The 16,768-nt window shown below is 73.5% G+C and carries 17 protein-coding genes, 1 tRNA gene and 1 pseudogene; 9 read left to right on the forward strand and 10 right to left on the reverse strand.

The window, feature by feature from the left end:
• Positions 1 to 51 precede the first annotated feature (51 nt).
• Positions 52 to 810, forward strand: coding sequence for a 3-oxoacyl-ACP reductase FabG (gene fabG, locus ACGF4F_RS11730; protein ID WP_357440053.1), 759 nt, complete (start codon positions 52 to 54; stop codon positions 808 to 810).
• On the opposite strand, the pseudogene ACGF4F_RS11735 reads toward fabG, so the two are convergent.
• Both ACGF4F_RS11735 and ACGF4F_RS11740 read right to left on the reverse strand, forming a co-directional pair.
• Positions 783 to 1,255: pseudogene (locus ACGF4F_RS11735) on the reverse strand (hypothetical protein). The gene fabG and the pseudogene ACGF4F_RS11735 sit on opposite strands and share 28 nt — an antisense overlap.
• On the reverse strand, positions 1,248 to 1,643 hold the full coding sequence (locus ACGF4F_RS11740; RefSeq protein ID WP_357440058.1) for a hypothetical protein: 396 nt from the start codon (positions 1,641 to 1,643) through the stop codon (positions 1,248 to 1,250). The pseudogene ACGF4F_RS11735 and the gene ACGF4F_RS11740 overlap by 8 nt, the downstream one beginning before the upstream one ends.
• Before the next feature lie 171 nt (positions 1,644 to 1,814).
• Here ACGF4F_RS11740 and ACGF4F_RS11745 point away from each other — a divergent pair, with 171 nt between their 5' ends.
• Together ACGF4F_RS11745 and erm are read left to right on the forward strand one after the other, a co-directional pair.
• Positions 1,815 to 2,720 (forward strand): Gfo/Idh/MocA family oxidoreductase, encoded by a 906-nt coding sequence (locus ACGF4F_RS11745; protein WP_357440061.1) that lies wholly within the window; start codon positions 1,815 to 1,817, stop codon positions 2,718 to 2,720.
• 411 nt (positions 2,721 to 3,131) lie between these two features.
• Positions 3,132 to 3,917, forward strand: coding sequence for an ErmE/ErmH/ErmO/ErmR family 23S rRNA (adenine(2058)-N(6))-methyltransferase (gene erm, locus ACGF4F_RS11750; RefSeq protein ID WP_357440064.1), 786 nt, complete (start codon positions 3,132 to 3,134; stop codon positions 3,915 to 3,917).
• A gap of 6 nt (positions 3,918 to 3,923) precedes the next feature.
• Here the strand turns inward: erm and ACGF4F_RS11755 are convergent, their stop codons facing one another.
• A complete protein-coding gene (locus ACGF4F_RS11755) occupies positions 3,924 to 4,115 on the reverse strand; it encodes a DUF2795 domain-containing protein (protein ID WP_357440199.1) in 192 nt (63 codons plus the stop codon).
• Positions 4,116 to 4,184: 69 nt separating this feature from the next.
• Between ACGF4F_RS11755 and ACGF4F_RS11760 the strand changes: the two genes are divergently transcribed.
• Positions 4,185 to 5,441, forward strand: coding sequence for an erythromycin esterase family protein (locus ACGF4F_RS11760; protein WP_357440066.1), 1,257 nt, complete (start codon positions 4,185 to 4,187; stop codon positions 5,439 to 5,441).
• Positions 5,442 to 5,496: 55 nt separating this feature from the next.
• Here the strand turns inward: ACGF4F_RS11760 and ACGF4F_RS11765 are convergent, their stop codons facing one another.
• The 3 genes from ACGF4F_RS11765 to ACGF4F_RS11775 all read right to left on the reverse strand — a co-directional run bounded on the left by ACGF4F_RS11765 (position 5,497) and on the right by ACGF4F_RS11775 (position 8,723).
• Entirely contained in the window at positions 5,497 to 7,671 is a 2,175-nt protein-coding gene (locus ACGF4F_RS11765) for an MMPL family transporter (protein ID WP_357440069.1), read from the reverse strand.
• A gap of 34 nt (positions 7,672 to 7,705) precedes the next feature.
• Positions 7,706 to 8,251, reverse strand: coding sequence for a helix-turn-helix domain-containing protein (locus tag ACGF4F_RS11770; RefSeq protein WP_357440072.1), 546 nt, complete (start codon positions 8,249 to 8,251; stop codon positions 7,706 to 7,708).
• A gap of 76 nt (positions 8,252 to 8,327) precedes the next feature.
• Complete coding sequence (locus tag ACGF4F_RS11775) at positions 8,328 to 8,723, reverse strand: helix-turn-helix domain-containing protein (protein WP_357440075.1); 396 nt, start codon at positions 8,721 to 8,723, stop codon at positions 8,328 to 8,330.
• A gap of 81 nt (positions 8,724 to 8,804) precedes the next feature.
• Between ACGF4F_RS11775 and ACGF4F_RS11780 the strand changes: the two genes are divergently transcribed.
• The 4 genes from ACGF4F_RS11780 (at position 8,805) to ligD (ending at position 12,299) form a co-directional block, all read left to right on the forward strand.
• Positions 8,805 to 10,259 (forward strand): MFS transporter, encoded by a 1,455-nt coding sequence (locus ACGF4F_RS11780; RefSeq protein WP_393076971.1) that lies wholly within the window; start codon positions 8,805 to 8,807, stop codon positions 10,257 to 10,259.
• A 192-nt stretch (positions 10,260 to 10,451) separates the two neighbouring features.
• Positions 10,452 to 10,805, forward strand: a complete 354-nt coding sequence (locus ACGF4F_RS11785) for an isocitrate lyase/phosphoenolpyruvate mutase family protein (RefSeq protein ID WP_357440081.1) — start codon at positions 10,452 to 10,454, stop codon at positions 10,803 to 10,805.
• Positions 10,802 to 11,281: a cupin domain-containing protein gene (locus tag ACGF4F_RS11790; RefSeq protein ID WP_357440084.1), complete on the forward strand. Its 480-nt coding sequence runs from the start codon at positions 10,802 to 10,804 to the stop codon at positions 11,279 to 11,281. The genes ACGF4F_RS11785 and ACGF4F_RS11790 overlap by 4 nt, the downstream gene beginning before the upstream one ends.
• A 58-nt stretch (positions 11,282 to 11,339) precedes the next feature.
• The gene (gene ligD / locus ACGF4F_RS11795; RefSeq protein ID WP_393076975.1) at positions 11,340 to 12,299 is read left to right on the forward strand and encodes a non-homologous end-joining DNA ligase; all 960 of its coding nucleotides are present in this window, start codon (positions 11,340 to 11,342) and stop codon (positions 12,297 to 12,299) included.
• A gap of 80 nt (positions 12,300 to 12,379) precedes the next feature.
• On the opposite strand, the gene ACGF4F_RS11800 is transcribed toward ligD, so the two are convergent.
• The 4 genes from ACGF4F_RS11800 to ACGF4F_RS11815 all read right to left on the reverse strand — a co-directional run bounded on the left by ACGF4F_RS11800 (position 12,380) and on the right by ACGF4F_RS11815 (position 14,998).
• A tRNA-Arg gene (locus ACGF4F_RS11800) sits at positions 12,380 to 12,451 on the reverse strand.
• A gap of 159 nt (positions 12,452 to 12,610) precedes the next feature.
• A complete protein-coding gene (locus ACGF4F_RS11805; RefSeq protein WP_357440089.1) occupies positions 12,611 to 13,306 on the reverse strand; it encodes a winged helix-turn-helix domain-containing protein in 696 nt (231 codons plus the stop codon).
• A 188-nt stretch (positions 13,307 to 13,494) separates the two neighbouring features.
• Entirely contained in the window at positions 13,495 to 14,163 is a 669-nt protein-coding gene (locus tag ACGF4F_RS11810; protein ID WP_357440092.1) for a DUF305 domain-containing protein, read from the reverse strand.
• 10 nt (positions 14,164 to 14,173) lie between these two features.
• Entirely contained in the window at positions 14,174 to 14,998 is an 825-nt protein-coding gene (locus ACGF4F_RS11815; RefSeq protein WP_357440095.1) for a DUF3105 domain-containing protein, read from the reverse strand.
• Positions 14,999 to 15,096: 98 nt separating this feature from the next.
• Here ACGF4F_RS11815 and argS point away from each other — a divergent pair, with 98 nt between their 5' ends.
• Positions 15,097 to 16,764, forward strand: a complete 1,668-nt coding sequence (gene argS / locus ACGF4F_RS11820; protein WP_357440097.1) for an arginine--tRNA ligase — start codon at positions 15,097 to 15,099, stop codon at positions 16,762 to 16,764.
• Positions 16,765 to 16,768 lie beyond the last annotated feature (4 nt).

Below are 16,768 nucleotides of genomic sequence, written 5' to 3' on the forward strand. Positions count from 1 at the left end.
TACCCCTGGGTTAAGCTCCTTCGATCGAGCCCAAGTTACCGGGAGGTAATCATGTCGGAGGAGCCCCGCGTCGCCATCGTGACCGGAGCCGCGCGCGGCATCGGCGCGGCCACCGCCCGTCGGCTGGCTGCCGACGGCATGACCGTCGCGGTGGTCGACATCGAGGAGTCGGCGACCAAGGAGACGGTGGACGCCATCGTCGCCGCCGGCGGCCGGGCGCTGGGGGTGGGCGCCGACGTCTCCGACCGGGCCCAGGTGGAGGCCGCCGTCGAGCGGGTCGCCGTCGAGCTGGGGGCGCCGACCGTACTGGTCAACAACGCCGGGGTGCTCCGGGACAACCTGCTGTTCAAGATGACCGACGCCGACTGGGACACGGTCATGGGCGTGCACCTGCGGGGCGCTTTCCTCTTCAGCCAGGCCGCCCAGAAGCACATGGTCGAGCGGAAGTGGGGCCGGATCGTCAACCTCTCCAGCACCTCGGCCCTGGGCAACCGGGGCCAGGCGAACTACGCCGCGGCCAAGGCGGGCCTGCAGGGCTTCACCAAGACCCTCGCCATCGAGCTGGGCCCGTTCGGGGTGACCGTCAACGCGGTCGCACCCGGTTTCATCGTCACCGACATGACCGCGGCCACCGCGGCCCGGATGAAGGTCGACTTCGCGGCTCTGCAGCAGCATGCCGCCGCCGAGATCCCGGTCCGCCGCACCGGCCGGCCGGAGGACGTCGCGCACACCATCTCGTTCCTGGTCAGCGAGGGCGCGTCGTTCGTCTCCGGTCAGGTCATCTACGTCGCCGGCGGTCCCAAGGACTGACCCTCCGACGCGTCCCGCCCGATCAGGGGCGGGACGCGTCGCGGCGGGTGCGCCAGAGCCAGTACAGGCCGACGATCGGCAGGACCAGCGGGATGTAGCCGTAGCCGCTGCCGAACCCCGACCAGACCGTCTCGTCGGGGAAGAGTGCCCGGTCGGCCAGGCTGAGGATGCCGACCGCGACCACCCCGACCAGCTCCACCGAGCAGCAGGCCAGCGCGACCCGGCGGCCGGCGTGCCCGGCCCGGGCCAGCCCGACCGCGGCCACGATGTAGATCAGCGCGGCCACCGCGGAGAGCAGGTACGCCACCGGCGCCTGGTCGAACTTGGTGGCGATCTGCAGGCCCGCCCGCGAGGTCGCGGCGATGGCGAAGAGGATGTAGACGGCGATCAGCAGCCGCCCCGGCCCCCGGTTGGTGGTGCGCTCGGGCACCTGGGTCTCAGCCACCGACGACCTCCCAGGTCTGCTGCAACCGGACCACGACCACCGGGGTGACCAGACAGACCGCGCAGACGATCGCCGAGCCCCAGCGGGTCGGCTCCATCCGGGCCAGCACCCAGGCCAGCGGCGGCAGGCAGACCAGCGTCACCAGGTAGCCGAAGAAGGCGCCCGGCTCGCCCGGCCGCTCACCGCCGCCGAGCGCCACCAGCGCCAGCACGGCGAGCGCGAGCAGCGCCACCTCCAGCACCGCCAGGCCGACGAACTGGAGCCGGTCCGGCGCCCGGTGGCGCAGCGCGGCCACCAGCGCCCAGGCCGCGACAACGAGCGACAGCACGATCGCGGCCGTCGCGAGGATCCCGTCCACCGGCGAGCCGGCCGCCGCGGCGCTGGTCATCGGCGCCCTCCCGGCGCAGTCCGAGTCACCGGCACAGACTACTAAGCGTCGTAGTAACCACCGTCGCCCGGCTCTCCCATCCGGTCGGGGGCCCGCCGACTCCGCCGGACGACTAGCGTGGATCACGGCCACGGGCGTACGCCGTGGCGGACGACGAGGGCAGGGGGACCCGTGGTGCGGTTCGGCTTGTTCGGCACCGGTCACTGGGCGGCGGAGACGCACGCCGCGGCCATCGACGCGCACCCACGGGCCGAGCTGGCCGGGGTCTGGGGCCGGGACCCGGCGAAGGTCGCGGCGCTGGCCGACCGGCACGGCGTACCGGCCTTCGACGACGTCGACGCGCTGCTCGGCGCCTGCGACGCGATCGCCGTCGCGCTGCCGCCGGACATCCAGGCCGAGATCGCCGTCCGGGCCGCCGCCGCCGGGCGGCACCTGCTGCTCGACAAGCCGCTGGCGCTGAGCCTCGCGGAGGCGGACCGGGTGGTCGCCGCCGCGCAGGCGTCCGGCGTGGCCTCGGTGGTCTTCTTCACCCAGCGGTTCCACCCGAACGTCACCGGCTTCCTCGCCGCCACCGCGGCGGCCGGCGGCTGGCAGCACGCCCGGGCCACCATGTTCGCGTCCATCTACCAGCCGGGGAACCCGTACGGGAACTCGCAGTGGCGGCGGGACCGGGGTGCGCTGTGGGACATCGGGCCGCACGCGTTGTCGCTGATCCTGCCGGTGCTCGGCCGGGTCGCCCGAGTCGCCGCGATGGACGGCCCGAGCGGCCTGGTGCACCTGCTGCTCACCCACGACGGCGGCGCCACCAGCTCGCTCTCGCTCACCCTGGAGGCGCCGGCCGAGGCGGTGACCCGGGATTTCGTCTTCTTCGGCGAGAACGGCACCGAGACCGTCCCGCCCGGCGACGGGAGCGCGCTGCAGGCGTACGGCACGGCGATCGACCAGCTGCTGGAGGAGGTCGAGGCGGGCACCCGGGACCACCGCTGTGACGTCCGGTTCGGCCGCGAGGTGGTGGCGGTGCTGGCGGCCGCCGAGCGGGCCCGCACCGAGGGGCGCACCGTCGAACTGCCCGCCTGACCGGGCACGCGGCGAAACCCGGTCGACCGGGTGGCTTGCCCTGGCTACCCTCGCCGCATGGCGCACGCCCTGATCAACGTGGCCGGCACGCCGGCCGCCTGGGCCCCGATGCTGGTGGCCCGTCCGCGGACCCGGCGTCCGGCCCCGGCCGGCCGGAACGCGATCCGCTGCTGACCGCTCGCCGGCGACTCCCTCGAGGGCCGCCGGCGATGACCTCACCCCGCCCTACCGACCCGCCCCGCGCCGTGCCCGGCGCCGGGAACCGCCGGTCGGGAGGTGGGTGCTGACCGCGTACCGCCCGTGCCGTGGGCCGTCCGAGTCCCCATCCGCTCGGACAGGCCCGATCGCCGGCTGCCCGCCGGCCGCCTGTCCGTCCCGTCGCCGATCGGCGACAGACAGGACGACGACGCCATGGCGCCCCGACCCACCGAACGCGACCGGTCCCGTCGCGTGCTCTCCCAGAACTTCCTCGCCGACCCGGCCGCCGTCGCGCGGATCGTCCGGGCGGCCCGGCCCGACCCGGACGTCCTCCTCGTCGAGGTGGGCGCCGGCCGGGGCCGGCTGACCGTGCCGCTGGCCACCCGGTGCGGGCGGCTGGTCGCGTACGAGATCGACCCGGTGGCCGCCGCGGACCTGGCGGCGGCCTGCGCCGGCCTGCCCCGGGTGGTGCTGCGCCGGGCCGACTTCCTCGCCGCCGCGCCGCCCGCCGAGCCCTTCGACCTGGTCGGCAACATCCCGTGGTCGCTGACCGCCGCGGTGGTCCGCTGGTGCCTGGCCGCCGACCGGCTCCGCGCGGCCACCCTGCTCACCCAGCGGGAGTACGCCCGCCGGCGCACCGGCCACGGCGGCCGGTGGACCCGGCTGACCATCCTGACCTGGCCCGAGTACGCCTGGCGGTCGGTCGGCACGGTGCCCCGGACGGCGTTCCGCCCGGTGCCGCGGGTCGACGCCGGCATCCTGCGGATCGAGCGGCGACCGGAGCCGCTGCTGTCCCCCGCCGAACTGCCGGCCTATCGGCGGCTGGTGGAGGTCGGTTTCGGCGGGGTGGGCGGCTCGCTGGCCGCCTCGCTGCGCCGGCACCACCCCCGGACCCGGGTGGACGGCGCGCTGCGTGCTCTCCGGCTGCCGCCCGAGACGCTGGTCGGGGCGGTCTGGCCGGAGCAGTGGCTCACCCTGTTCCGGCTGCTGCGGGTCTGACCCGGCTCAGGTGAGCGTTTTCAGCGCGTCGGCCAGCTCGGCGGGGGAGTCGAACTCCTCCGCCGGCAGGGCCTTGATCAGCTGCAACGTCTCGGTGCTGGCGCCGTTCTCCTGGCACCAGCGGACCAGGTCCTCGCGGGAAACCGGGTAGTCGAGCCCGGCCAGGAACTCCTGCAACTGCACCCCGGTCACGGTCATGTCCGCGGCTACCCGCTCCACCGGCAGGCATGCCGGTTTGCCCGACCGGGTCCCCGGGTAGCCGCGGGCATGCTGGTACAGCGACTCGGCGCGCCGAGCGACTTCGACCCGCTGGTGGACAGCGTCCGGGACGCCCGGATCGTCATGATCGGGGAGGCGACGCACGGCAGTTACGACTACTACCGGCTGCGTGAGCAACTGACCCGGCGGCTCATCGCCGAGCAGGGCTTCGACTTCGTCGCGGTGGAGGGGGACTGGCCCGACTGCGACCGGGTGCACCGCTCGGTGGTGGCCGCCCCCGGCGGGCTGGCCGATCCGCAGACCGCGCTGGAGCGCTTCGAACGCTGGCCCACCTGGATGTGGGCCAATGCCGAGGTGGCCCGCTTCTGCCGCTGGCTGCGGGCCTGGAACCTGGAGCGCGCCGAGGGGGACCGGGCCGGCTTCCACGGGCTGGACGTCTACAGCCTGTGGGAGTCGATGCAGGCGATCTTCGACTACCTGGGCGAGGAGGAGCCGACCTCGCTGGAGGCGGCGCAGGAGGCGTACCGCTGCTTCGAGCCGTACGGCAAGCGGGTCGAGGAGTACGGCACGGCCAGCCGGTTCGTCTCCGCCCGCTGCGAGGAGGAGGTCGTCCGGCTGCTGGCGCGTACCCGGGAACACGCCGCCGCGGACGGCGCGGACCGCTTCTCGGCCTGGCAGAACGCGGAGGTGGTGGCCGGCGCGGAGCGTTACTACCGGGCGATGGTCGGCGGCGGCCCGGAGTCGTGGAACGTCCGCGACATCCACATGGCTGACACCCTCGACCGGCTGCTCGACCACTACGGCCCGGCCTCCCGGGGCATCGTCTGGGCGCACAACACCCACATCGGCGACGCCCGGGCAACCGACATGGCGGCGGACGGGATGGTCAACATCGGCCAACTCGCCCGCGAGCGGCACGGCGGGGACGCGGTGACGCTGGTCGGCTGCGGCAGCTACCGGGGCACGGTGATCGCCGCGCCGCGCTGGGGCTCACCGGCGGAGGCCATGGTGGTGCCGCCGGCCCGGGAGGGCTCGGTGGAGCGGCGGCTGCACGAGCTGATGCCGGAGCGGGCGGTGCTGGTCTTCGGCGGCCCCGACCAGCCGGAGTGGGTGACCGGGACGGCCGACCACCGGGCCATCGGGGTGGTCTACGACCCGAGCTTCGAGTCCTGGGGCAACTACGTGCCCACCCGGCTCGGCGAGCGCTACGACGCGTTCATCTGGTGCGACGAGGCCACCGCCCTGCACCCGCTGCCGGCGCTGAGCGCACCGGGCGAGATGGAGACCTACCCGGCCGGGGTCTGACCGGCCGGGTAGGTAGGCGCCCCTCGTTGTCGCCGGGGCGACAACGGCCCGTTCCTCACACGCCGGCGGGCTCGCGCTCGGCGAGGTGGGCGCGCAGGCCCTCGCCCTCGACGTCCACGTTCGGCAGGATCCGGTCCAGCCAGCGGGGGATCCACCAGGCGGCGGTGTCGAGCAGCGACATCACCGCCGGGACGACGGCCATCCGGACCACGAACGCGTCGATCGCGACCCCGATCGCGAGCGCGAAGCCCATCGACTTGATCACCGGGTCGTCGAGGAAGACGAAGCCGCCGAACACCGAGATCATGATCAGCGCGGCGGCGGTGACCACCCGCGCGCCGTGGCCCATCCCGTTGATGGTCGCCTGCCGTGCGCTGTCTCCGTGCACGAAGTCCTCGCGCATCCGGGAGACCAGGAATACCTCGTAGTCCATGGCCAGGCCGAACAGGATGCCGATGAGCAGGATCGGCAGGAAGCTGACCAGCGGACCGGGGGTGTCCAGCCCGAGCAGGCCGGCCAGGTGGCCCTGCTGGAACACCGTGACCGTGATGCCGAAGGTGGCCGCCACGGTGAGCAGGAAGCCGAGCGCCGCCTTCACCGGCACCAGGACCGAGCGGAACACCAGCATCAGCAGCAGCACCGACAGCCCGACGACCAGCAGCAGATAGACCGGGAGGGCGGCGGAGAGCTTCTCGGACACGTCGATGCCGATCGCGGTCGCGCCGGTCAGCAGCACGTCCGCGTTCCGGATGCCGCTGACCTGGTCGCGGATGTCGTGCACCAGGGTCTCGGTGGCCTCGTCGGTCGGGCCGGTCTTCGGGATGACGCCGAGCAACGCGGTTTGGCCGGTCGGGTCGAGCTGCGGCGGGGCCACGGCCAGGACGCCGCGCGTCTTCTGGACCAGCGCGGTGACCTGCGGCACGGCGGCCTGGGTGGCCTGCGGCGAGTCGGCGGTGACGACCACCGCGAGGCGCCCGGTGAAGCCGAGGCCGAAGCCCTCCTGGATCAGGTCGTTGTTGACCCGGGCCGGGGTGCCCTCGGCCGCGGTGGCGGCGTCCGGCAGGGACAGGCGCATGTGCTGGGCGGGGAGCGCGAGCAGGCCGAGGCCGATCAGGCCGACCAGGATGACCGGGATCCGCAGCTTCGTCACCCAGCGCGCCCAGCGGAACCCGAAGCCCGAGCGGTTCTCGCCGGCACTTGAGGCGACCACCTCGCGGTTGCGCAGCTTGCGCGGCAGTACCTTGCGGCCGGCGAAGCCGAGCAGCGCCGGGGCCAGGGTGATCGCGACCAGGACGGCCACCGTGACCGTGCCGGCGGCGGCCAGGCCCATCACGGTGAGGAACGGGATGTTCACCACCGCCAGGCCGGCGAGCGCGATGACGACGGTGGCGCCCGCGAAGACCACGGCGGAGCCGGCGGTGCCGACGGCCCGACCGACCGCCTCCTCGGGGGAGTGCCCGTCGAGCAGGTTCTGCCGGTGTCGGGAGGTGATGAACAGTGAGTAGTCGATGCCGACCGCGAGGCCGAGCATCAGCGCCAGGATCGGCGCGGTGCTGGTCAGCTCGACCGCGCCGCTGAGCGCGTACAGGCCGGCCATGCCGACGCCGACGCCGATCAGCGCGTTCAGCATGGTCATGCCGGCCGCCACCAGCGAGCCGAAGGTGACGATCAGGACGATTGCCGCGACCAGCACACCGAGCGCCTCGGTCGAGCCGACCTCCGGCTCGCCGTTGAGCACCTCACCGCCCGGGGCGACCTGCCACCCTTGCGCCTCGGCCTGCGCGCCGACCTGCTCGTACGCGGTGCGCTGGGCGTCGGTCACCTCGTCCGCCCGGCCCTTGAACTGCACCTGGATCAGCGCGTACCGACCGTCCGGGCTCAGCGCCTGCACCTGATACGGGTCGACCGCGCCGACCACGCCGGGCAGGGCGGCCGCCTCCTCGGTGACCTGCTTGACCACGGCCTGCCCGTCGGGCGTGCCGAGTTGGCCGGCCTGGGGTGCCTTGACGGCGATGGTGCCGGTGGCCCCGCTGGCCGCCGGGAACCGCTCGGCGAGCAGGTCGATCGCGCGCTGCGACTCGGTGCCCGGCATGCTGAAGTTGCTCGCCGTCGAGCCCTTGAGGGTCAGCGCGGCGGCCCCGAGGCCGACGAGTACGACGAGCCAGACGACGGCGACGAGTCGCCGGCGGCGCAAGGATGCCCGGCCGAGCCGGTAGAGCAGGGTCGCCATGAGGTTTCCTTGTCCTCGGGGTCGTGAACTGGGATCAGGTGGCGGGCTCGAGGGCCCGCCGGACGACGGCCAGCAGCGCGGGCCGCAGCTCCTCGTCGGGGATGGCGATGAACTCGGCGCACGTCTCCGCGATCCCGGCGAGCACGACCAGCGCGGCGATCCGCGCGGACGGGCGGTCGGACCGGCCGGCGAACGCGTCGACCAGCCGTTCGGAGATCTGCTGGACGTGCGCGAACGCGGGCTGCTGGAGCAGGTCGGGAAACTCGCCGCGAAGCAGCGCGATCTCCCGCCGGAAGCGGACCGCGAGGTCGACGAAGCCCTCGCCGGCGACCCGCTGGGCGTCCGCGCCGGGGTGCGCGGCGATCCGGGCGTCGAGCGCCTCCAGCACCGTGATGGCGGGTGCCATCAGCTCGCTGAGCAGGGCTTCCTTGTTGGCGAAGTGGTAGAGCACGGTGGCCTTGGAACAGCCCACCTCGCGGGCGATGTCCTGCAGCGAGGTGCCCTTGTAGCCGGTGACGGCGAAGCGTCGCGCCGCCGCCGCGAGGATCTCGTCATGGGTCTCCGGTACCGCCCGTGCCATGTCCTCCAGGATGCCTGACCGATCGGTCAGCACCTGACCGATCGGTCAGACGGATTGCGTGGTCTTCGCCACAGCCTCAGCCGACCGGAGCGCCGTGCTCCTGGTCGTACGCCGCCCGGGCCGTCGTGATCGCGGTCCGGTGCCGCTCCGCCCACGCGGTCAACGCGACCAGTGATTCGTAGAGCTCCAGGGCCATCGGGGTGGCGGTGTACTCCACCTTCGGCGGGACGGTCGGGAAGACGTGCCGGTGCAGCAGGCCGTCCCGCTCCAGGTTGCGCAGGGTCAGCGTGAGCATCCGCCGGCTGATGCCCTCGACCTGCCGCTCCAACTCGGTGAACCGGATCGGCCCCTGTGACGCGGCGATCAGGATGCCGATGCTCCACTTGCCGCCGACCCGATCCAGCGCCTCCCGGACGGTGCAGGCCCGTGCCTGCTGGGCGGTCACGGACACACAGCTGTTCCCCTGGGACACGAAAGTGCCTCCTTCCGCTCGGTCTGATGGTCACAGACGATGGCCTCGGTAACAAACCATGCACCAAGGAGGTCGTACCCGATGACGGGGACCAACCGCTGGCCGGCGCTGCTCGTGCTCTGCGCCGGCAGCCTGATCATCATCCTGGACGGCAGCATCGTCGCCGTGGCGCTCCCGGCCATCCAGGCCGACCTGGGCTTCCACGGCGCCGGGCTGGCCTGGGTGGTGAACGCCTACCTGGTCGCGTTCGGCGGCCTGCTCCTGCTGGCCGGGCGGCTCGGCGACCTGCTCGGCCGGCGCCAGGTCTTCCTGGCCGGGGTGGCCCTGTTCACCCTCGCCTCGCTGCTCTGCGCCGTGGCCGCCGGCCCGGCGATCCTGGTCGCCGCCCGCTTCGCGCAGGGCGTCGGGGGCGCGCTCACCACCGCGGTCAGCCTCGGCATGATCGTCCGGCTCTTCCCCGAGCCGGCCGAGCGGGCCCGGGCGATCGCCGTGTTCAGCTTCACCGGCGCGGCCGGCGCCTCGATCGGCCTGCTGGTCGGGGGAGTGCTCACCGACCTGGCGGGCTGGCGGTCGATCTTCCTGATCAACCTGCCGATCGGCGCGCTGATCCTGGCCGCCGCCGTACGGCTGATCGCGCCGGACCCCGGCGTCGGCCTGCGGGCCGGTCTGGACCTGCTCGGCGCGGTGCTGGCCACCGCCGGCCTGATGGCCGCCGTGCTGGCCATCGTCGGTGCCGGCGAACACGGCTGGACCTCGGCGCGCACCCTCACCGCCGCCGGGCTGGCCATCGCGCTCCTGGCCGGCTTCGCGGCCCGGCAGCGGGTCGCCCCGACCCCGCTGCTGCCACCCCGGGTGCTGCGGGCGCCCGGCCTGGTCGCCGCCAACGCCGTGCAGTTCCTCATGGTGGCCGCGTACTTCGGCTTCCAGTTCCTGCTCGCGCTGCACCTGCAACTCGTCCTCGGGCTGGACCCGGCGACCACCGGCTTCGCCTTCCTGCCCACCCCGCTGGTGATCGCGGCGGTCTCGCTGGGCCTGGCCGGCCGGCTGGTGGCCCGGTACGGCGCCCGGACGGTGCTGGTCGGCGGGCTGGCGCTCGCCGTGGCGGGCTTCCTGCTGCTGGCCCGCCTCCCGGTGGACGCCGGCTACGCGCGGGACCTGCTCCCGGCCATGCTGGTTTTCGGCGTCGCGGGCGGGCTGACCCTGCCGGCGGTCACCACCCTCGCCATGGCCGGTGCCGCGCCCGTCGACGCCGGGCTCGCCTCCGGGCTGGCCAACACCACCCAGCAGGTGGGCGGGGCGCTCGGGCTGGCCACCCTCGCCACCCTGGCCGCGGCCCGCACCGACGCGGCGCGCGCCGCCGGCGCCGACCAGGTCGGCGCCCTCGCCGCCGGCTACCGGTACGCCTTCGCCGTGGCCGCCGCGCTGGTCGTCGCCGCCCTGCTGGTCGCCCTCCGCACCGCCCGGCGGCCCCGTCGCCAGGAAGCCCGCCCGACGGCTCCGGCAGGCCGGCGCTCAGCGACCTGCCCGGTCCGCTGAGCTGGCCTCCTCGCGTGCCGGCGCCGACGGACACCGAGGGTGCGGGTGGCCGGCAGGCGGGCCGACGGCGGTAGCCGGCCGTCGCGGATGGCCGCCCGCAGCGCCCCGTCCAGCCCGGCCCGCCGGCCGCCGCTCGCGTCCAGTTCCAGGTGCAGGTCGACGCCGAAATCGGCCCAGTCCATCGGCGCGGAATTGGAGCTCAGGCGCCGGCCACGAGCCCGGCGAGACCTGCGGGCGTACGGGCCGCCGGAGGGGCGGCTCGCCGAGGCGGTCCGCCGGGCCCGCCGCTATCGGGCCGCCGGGGTGGACTGTGTCTACCCGATCGTCCTCGCCGACATCCGGAGCCTGGTGGCCGAGGTGGACGCCCCGGTCAACGTGCTGGCCCGCCCCGGCGCCCCGGCCGTGGCCGAGCTGGCCGGGCTCGGCGTGGCCCGGGTCAGCTTCGGTGAGGGGCTGTACGCGGCCGCCCGCGCCCGTACCGTCGAGATGCTCGCCGCGATCCGGGCGGGCGACGAGGTGTTCCCGACCGGAGAGGAGGCACGGTGACCTACCCACCGCCGCGTTACTCAGGAGACTGGGGCGAGCCGACCGCCACCTACCGCCCGGCCGACCAGCCGCCCGAGCTGGTCTACCCCAGCGGCGGCACGGCGCACTACCTGGCCACCGGCGCGTCGACCAACGGGCAGTTCGGGCTCTACCGCTGGGAGATGGGCCCGCAGCCGAGCGGCCCGGATCCGCACTTCCACCGATCCATCTCGGAGTCGTTCTACATCCTGTCCGGGACGGTCCGCATCTACGACGGCCGGCGGTGGATCGATGCGGTGCCCGGCGACTTCGTGCACGTCCCGGAGGGTGGCGTCCACGCGTTCCGCAACGAGTCCGGCGAGCCCGCCTCGATGCTGCTGCACTTCGCCCCCGGCGCGCCCCGGGAGGGCTACTTCGAGGGCCTGCTGGACCTGGCCGGCCGGACCGAGGAGGAACGGACGGAGTTCTTTCTGCGGCACGACACGTTCTGGGTCTGACCCCCTCGGCGGCCGTGTCGGGGTTGCCGGCACGGCTTCGGCCCGGGAAGGTGAGCGGATGGGTGCCGCTGACGAGACCCGGGACGGGGTGTCGCTGACCAATCTGGACCAGCCGCTGTTCGACGGGGCCGGGGCGACCAAGCGCGATCTGGTCGACTACCTGGACGCCGTCCATGAGCGGATCCTGCCGGAGTTGCGCGACCGGCCGCTCTCGGTCGTCCGGGTGCGGCCCGGGCAGGACCCGTTCATGCAGAAGAACCTGCCGAAGTACACCCCCGACTGGGTGCGCCGCACCTCGGTCTGGGCGGAGGCGTCCCGCCGGCGGATCTCGTACGCCCTCTGCGACGACCGGCGGACGCTGCTCTGGTTCGCCAACCAGCGGGCGGTGGAGTACCACCCGACGCTGGGCCTGGCGGGCCGGCCGGAGCACCCCACCCAGCTGGTGCTCGACCTCGACCCGCCCCCGGGCGACTCGTTCGGGATGGCGGTCCGGGCCGCGCTGCTGGTCCGGCAGGCGCTGACCGACGTCGGGCTGGCCGGCGCGGTGAAGACCAGCGGCGCCAAGGGTGTGCACGTGATCGTGCCGGTGGCCGCCGAGACCACGGCCGAGGAGGCGGCCGCCGCGACCCGGGCCGTCGCCGCCCGCGCCGAACGCCTCGACCCTGCGCTGGCCACCACCGCGTTCATCGTCGAGGACCGGGGCGGCCGGGTGTTCGTCGACTCGACCCGGGCGTACGGGGCGACGGTGGTGGCGGCGTACAGCCCCCGGGTGCGGCCGGGCACGCCGGTGTCGTACCCGGTTGGCTGGGACGACCTGGAGTCGGCGATGCCCGCCGACTTCACCGTGCGGACCGTGCCGGCGCTGGTCGCCGAGCGGGACCCGTGGGCGGCGGCGCTGCCGGCCCCGCAACGGCTCCCGGCCGACCTGGTCGCCGAGGGGCGGACCATCCCGGTGGCCCGGGTGCAGGCCATGCACGAGGGCAAGCGCCGCGCGAAGGCCCGCCGCGAGGCCGGTTGACCGGTCCGGGTGTGGCTTCCGCAGGTGCCCGCCGGAGATACGAAGAAGCCCGGACCGACGGCCCGGGCTTCTTGTGTCTGTGCCCCCGGCAGGATTCGAACCTGCGCCCCCGCCTCCGGAGGGCGGTGCTCTATCCCCTGAGCTACGGGGGCTCAGCGACCCGAGAAGAGTAGCAAACCCGCCTCCGGATCACCCAATCGGTATCCCGCGCGCCGCCCCAGGTCCACCGTTGCCGCTGATCATGAGGTTGGCGGCAGCGACGGAGATCGTCATCGCCGTCAACCTCATGATCACCGGAAAGGCGGCCGGGGTCAGGCGGCGGCCAGGGGGCGGCCGCAGCTGGGGAGCGGGTGCAGGACGATGCGGCGCGGCAGGCGGCGCGGCCACTCGTTGCGGGGCCACGAGCCGTCGACGATCAGGTGCACGGTGCGCTCCTCGGCGCCGCTGAGCCGCAGCACGAAGTCGCGCGGGAGCGGCGGGTCGACCGACGGTGTGGTGATCATGAAGCGGACCCGGCCCCGGGAGGAGACCGCGGAGATCACGTCGGCCGCCGGCATGGTGCCGCGCAGGCGTATCCGGCCGATCCAGTAGACCTCCGCGGCGTGCTCCTGGGCGGCCCCGGTGATCGCCGGGTACTCGCTGCGCACCCAGCGCTCGACCGCGCCCACGCAGAGCCCGCAGGCCCGCTCCCGGGGCTCCCGCGGGCCCAACCCCCAGGCCCGCAGGTACGCCCCGACCGTGCCGGGGTCCATCGTCAGGTCGAACCGGCGCTGGATGAGAGTGGTCAGGCTCTGTCGCGTCCAGAGCTCCTCGTCCAGGCCGAACCCGTCGGGGTGAACGCCCCGCAGCACGTCGATCAGTTCGAGTTCCTGTTCGCGGCTGAGCGTTCCCGACTCGCCCGGCCGCTGTCCGCGACGGACGGCTGCCACCGCCCCGTCACCGCCGATGGTGTGGCGTCGGCACCAACTGGTCACCGACCTGCCTGCGTCTCTGAGTGCAACCCCCACGTCTTGCGCAACGAGCCCGAATCGCAACTGGTCACGATATGTAGGTAGAAAAGTCTCCAAGGAGCACTATGGGTTGAACTCCATCAAAAAGTTATAAACGGGCATAACGGGCTGGCAGGGAGGCGGGTACGCGGAAGGGCCCGCGTCGGGAACGACGCGGGCCCATCCAGAGCAGGCGTGCCGGTGGCTCAGCCACCGAGCCGCTTGAGCGCGGCCTGGATGTTGGTCAGATCCGTCTGCTGGGTGTTCTTCATGGTCTGCGCGACCGCCAGCACGTCCTCGTCGTGCCCCTGGTCGAGGATCCCCTGGATCATGTGGATCCCGCCCAGGTGGTGCTGCCGCATCATGGTGAGGAAGAGCACGTCGAACTCCCGGCCCTTGGCGGCCCGCAGCTTCGCCATCTCCTCCGACGTGGCCATGCCCGGCATCAGGCCGTTCTTGACCAGCCCGGCGCCGTCCGGCATCCAGGCCATCGGCGGCTGGCCGCCGGTCGGGTCCAGGTGCCACGAGCGCAGCCAGGTCTGCATGGTGCCGATCTCGCCCTGCTGGCCCGTGGCGATGTCGACGCCCAGCTGCCGTACCTCCGGGTCCTGGCCCTGCTGGAAGGCCAGCAACCCCATCGCCACCGCCTGCGCGTGATGGGTGGTCATGTCCCGGGCAAAGCCCGCCTCGGCGGAGTTGTCACCCGGACGGGTGAGCGTCGGGGTGAGCAGGCCGCCCGCGTACCCGAGCAGGAGACCGACCACGACGGCGGCGGCCAGCGCCAGGACGCCGAAGCGACGCGCGGCCCCCCGGGCACCGTCACCGGTGACCGGGGCCTCGTCGAGGTCGGCGTCCGTCGTCACGGCGGCGGTCATCGCGGCGTCCTCACTGGGTCGGCTGCTCGGGCATCTGGTTGTTCAGGTTGTCCCGGGGCGTGGTGCCGGTGGCGGTGACGCCCTGGTCGCAGAGCGCGGTCGGCCCCTCGATGGAGGCGTTGACCTTCAGCGTCTTGATGAAGTCGTCGATCCGGCTGTCGTCGGCGTTGTCGACCTTGAGCTGGAAGCCCCAGGCCTGCAGCGAGATCGGCTTGTCCAGCCCCTCGAACGGGCTGAGCATCAGCTTCTCCTTGCCCTCGACCTTGGCCTTGAGCTTGGCCACCTGGTCGGCCGGCAGGTCCGGGCGGTAGGTGATCCAGACCGTGCCGTGCTCCAGGCTGTGCACCGCGTGCTCGTTGGCGATCGGGGCGTCGTAGACGTCGCCCATGCAGTTCTGCCAGGCCTGGTTGTGCGGGCCGGCGACCGGCGGGAGGATGTCGTACTTGATCGGGCCCGGCTGGTGGTTGCCACCCTTGACCAGGTCCGGGTCCTTCTTGCGGTAGTCGACGATGCCCTTGATGGCGTCGGCCCGCTTCTGCCACGGCTGCGAGCCCTGGAAGGCGGCGTAGGCGCCGTAGCCGATGATGCCGGCGGCGAGCACGCCGACCGCGACGAAGAGGGCGATCGGGCCCCAGGACCGACCCTGGCTGACCTTCACCGGGGCGACCGGCTTGCGGCCCTTGCCGCCCGCGGCCGGCCGCGGGTTGCCCTTGCCGGACCCGGCCTTGCCGCCGGCGGGCTTGTCGGCAGCGGCCGGCCGGCCGGCGGCCGGCTTCTTGCCGGTGCTGACCACGGTCGGACGGCGCTCCGGGCCGCCCGGGGTGCTGATGCTCATCGTGCCTCGTCAGGTCGGTCGGTCAGGGAGCCCGGCGGGCCGGTTCACATGCTGGTCGCCGCCGCGGTGCCCGAGTCTACCCCCGATAACATGGTTCGGTGACTCCCGCAGAACTCGCCGACGTAGTCCTTGCCGCAGCCCGCGCCGTCTTCGAGGACCGGCGCCTGGACGGCTCCGCGCTGCCCGCGCAGACCACCGTCGAGCGACCCCGAAACCCCGAGCACGGCGACTACGCCTCGACGCTGGCGCTGCAGCTGAGCAAGAAGGTCGGCGTACCCCCGCGGGAGCTGGCCGCCGCCCTGGCCGAGCAGCTCGGTCGGGCGCCCGGGATCAAGTCGGTGGAGATCGCCGGCCCGGGCTTCCTGAACATCCGGCTCGACTCGGCCGCCGCCGGCCAGCTGGCCAAGGTCATCGTCGAGGCCGGCCCGGAGTACGGCCGCAGTGAGACCCTCGCCGGCCAGAAGATCAACCTGGAGTTCGTCTCGGCGAACCCGACCGGCCCGGTGCACATCGGCGGGGTCCGCTGGGCGGCCGTCGGCGACGCGCTGAGCCGGCTGCTCCGCGCCACCGGCGCCGACGTCGGCACCGAGTACTACTTCAATGACGCCGGCTCCCAGATCGACCGGTTCGCCCGCTCGCTGCTCGCCGCCGCCAAGGGCGAGCCGACCCCGGAGGACGGCTACGGCGGGGCGTACCTCGCCGAGATCGCGGACGAGGTGTGCCGGCGCCGGCCGGAGGTCCGGGAGTTGGACGACGCCGCCGCCCAGGAGATGTTCCGGGTCGAGGGCGTCCAGCTGATGTTCGAAGAGATCAAGGCGTCGCTGCGCGACTTCGGCGTCGAGTTCGACACCTACTTCAACGAGAAGGACCTGCACGACCGGGGCGAGCTGGACAAGGCGCTGGCCCGGCTGCGCGAGCAGGGGCACGTCTACGAGGCCGCGGGCGCCACCTGGCTGCGCACCACCGACTTCGGCGACGACAAGGACCGGGTGCTGCGCAAGTCCAACGGCGAGTGGACCTACTTCGCCGCCGACTGCGCCTACTACCTGGACAAGCGCGAGCGCGGCTTCGAGCGCGTGGTGATCATGCTGGGCGCCGACCACCACGGCTACATCGGCCGGATGAAGGCCATGGCCGCCTGTTTCGGCGATGATCCGGACCGCAACCTGGAGATCCTCATCGGTCAGCTGGTCAACCTGGTCCGCGACGGGCAGCCGGTGCGGATGAGCAAGCGGGCCGGCACCGTGGTCACCCTGGAGGACCTGGTCGACGCGATCGGCGTGGACGCCGCCCGATACGCGCTGGCCCGCTACTCGGCCGACTCGCCCATCGACATCGACGTGGAGCTGTGGACCCGGGCCAAGAACGACAACCCGGTCTACTACGTGCAGTACGTGGGCGCGCGGACCGCCGGCATCTCGCGGCAGGCCGCCGAGGCGGGGTTGACCCGGGGCGCGGCGGCGGACTTCCGCCCCGAGCTGCTCAGCCACGAGAAGGAGCACGAGCTGCTCAAGGCCCTCGCCGGGTTCCCGGCCGTGGTGGCCACCGCCGCGGAGCTGCGCCAGCCGCACCGGCTCGCGCACTACCTGGAGCGCGAGGTGGCCCCGGCGTTCCACCGGTTCTACGACCAGTGCCGGGTCACCCCGCAGGGCGAGGAGGAGATCACCGACACCCACCGGGCCCGGCTCTGGCTCAACGACGCCACCCGCGTGGTCATCGCCAACGGCCTGCAGCTGCTCGGCGTCTCCGCCCCGGAAAGGATGTAGTCCC

Origin of the sequence: Micromonospora sp. NPDC047740 (assembly GCF_043204735.1) — a bacterium.
Lineage (GTDB): Bacteria > Actinomycetota > Actinomycetes > Mycobacteriales > Micromonosporaceae > Micromonospora.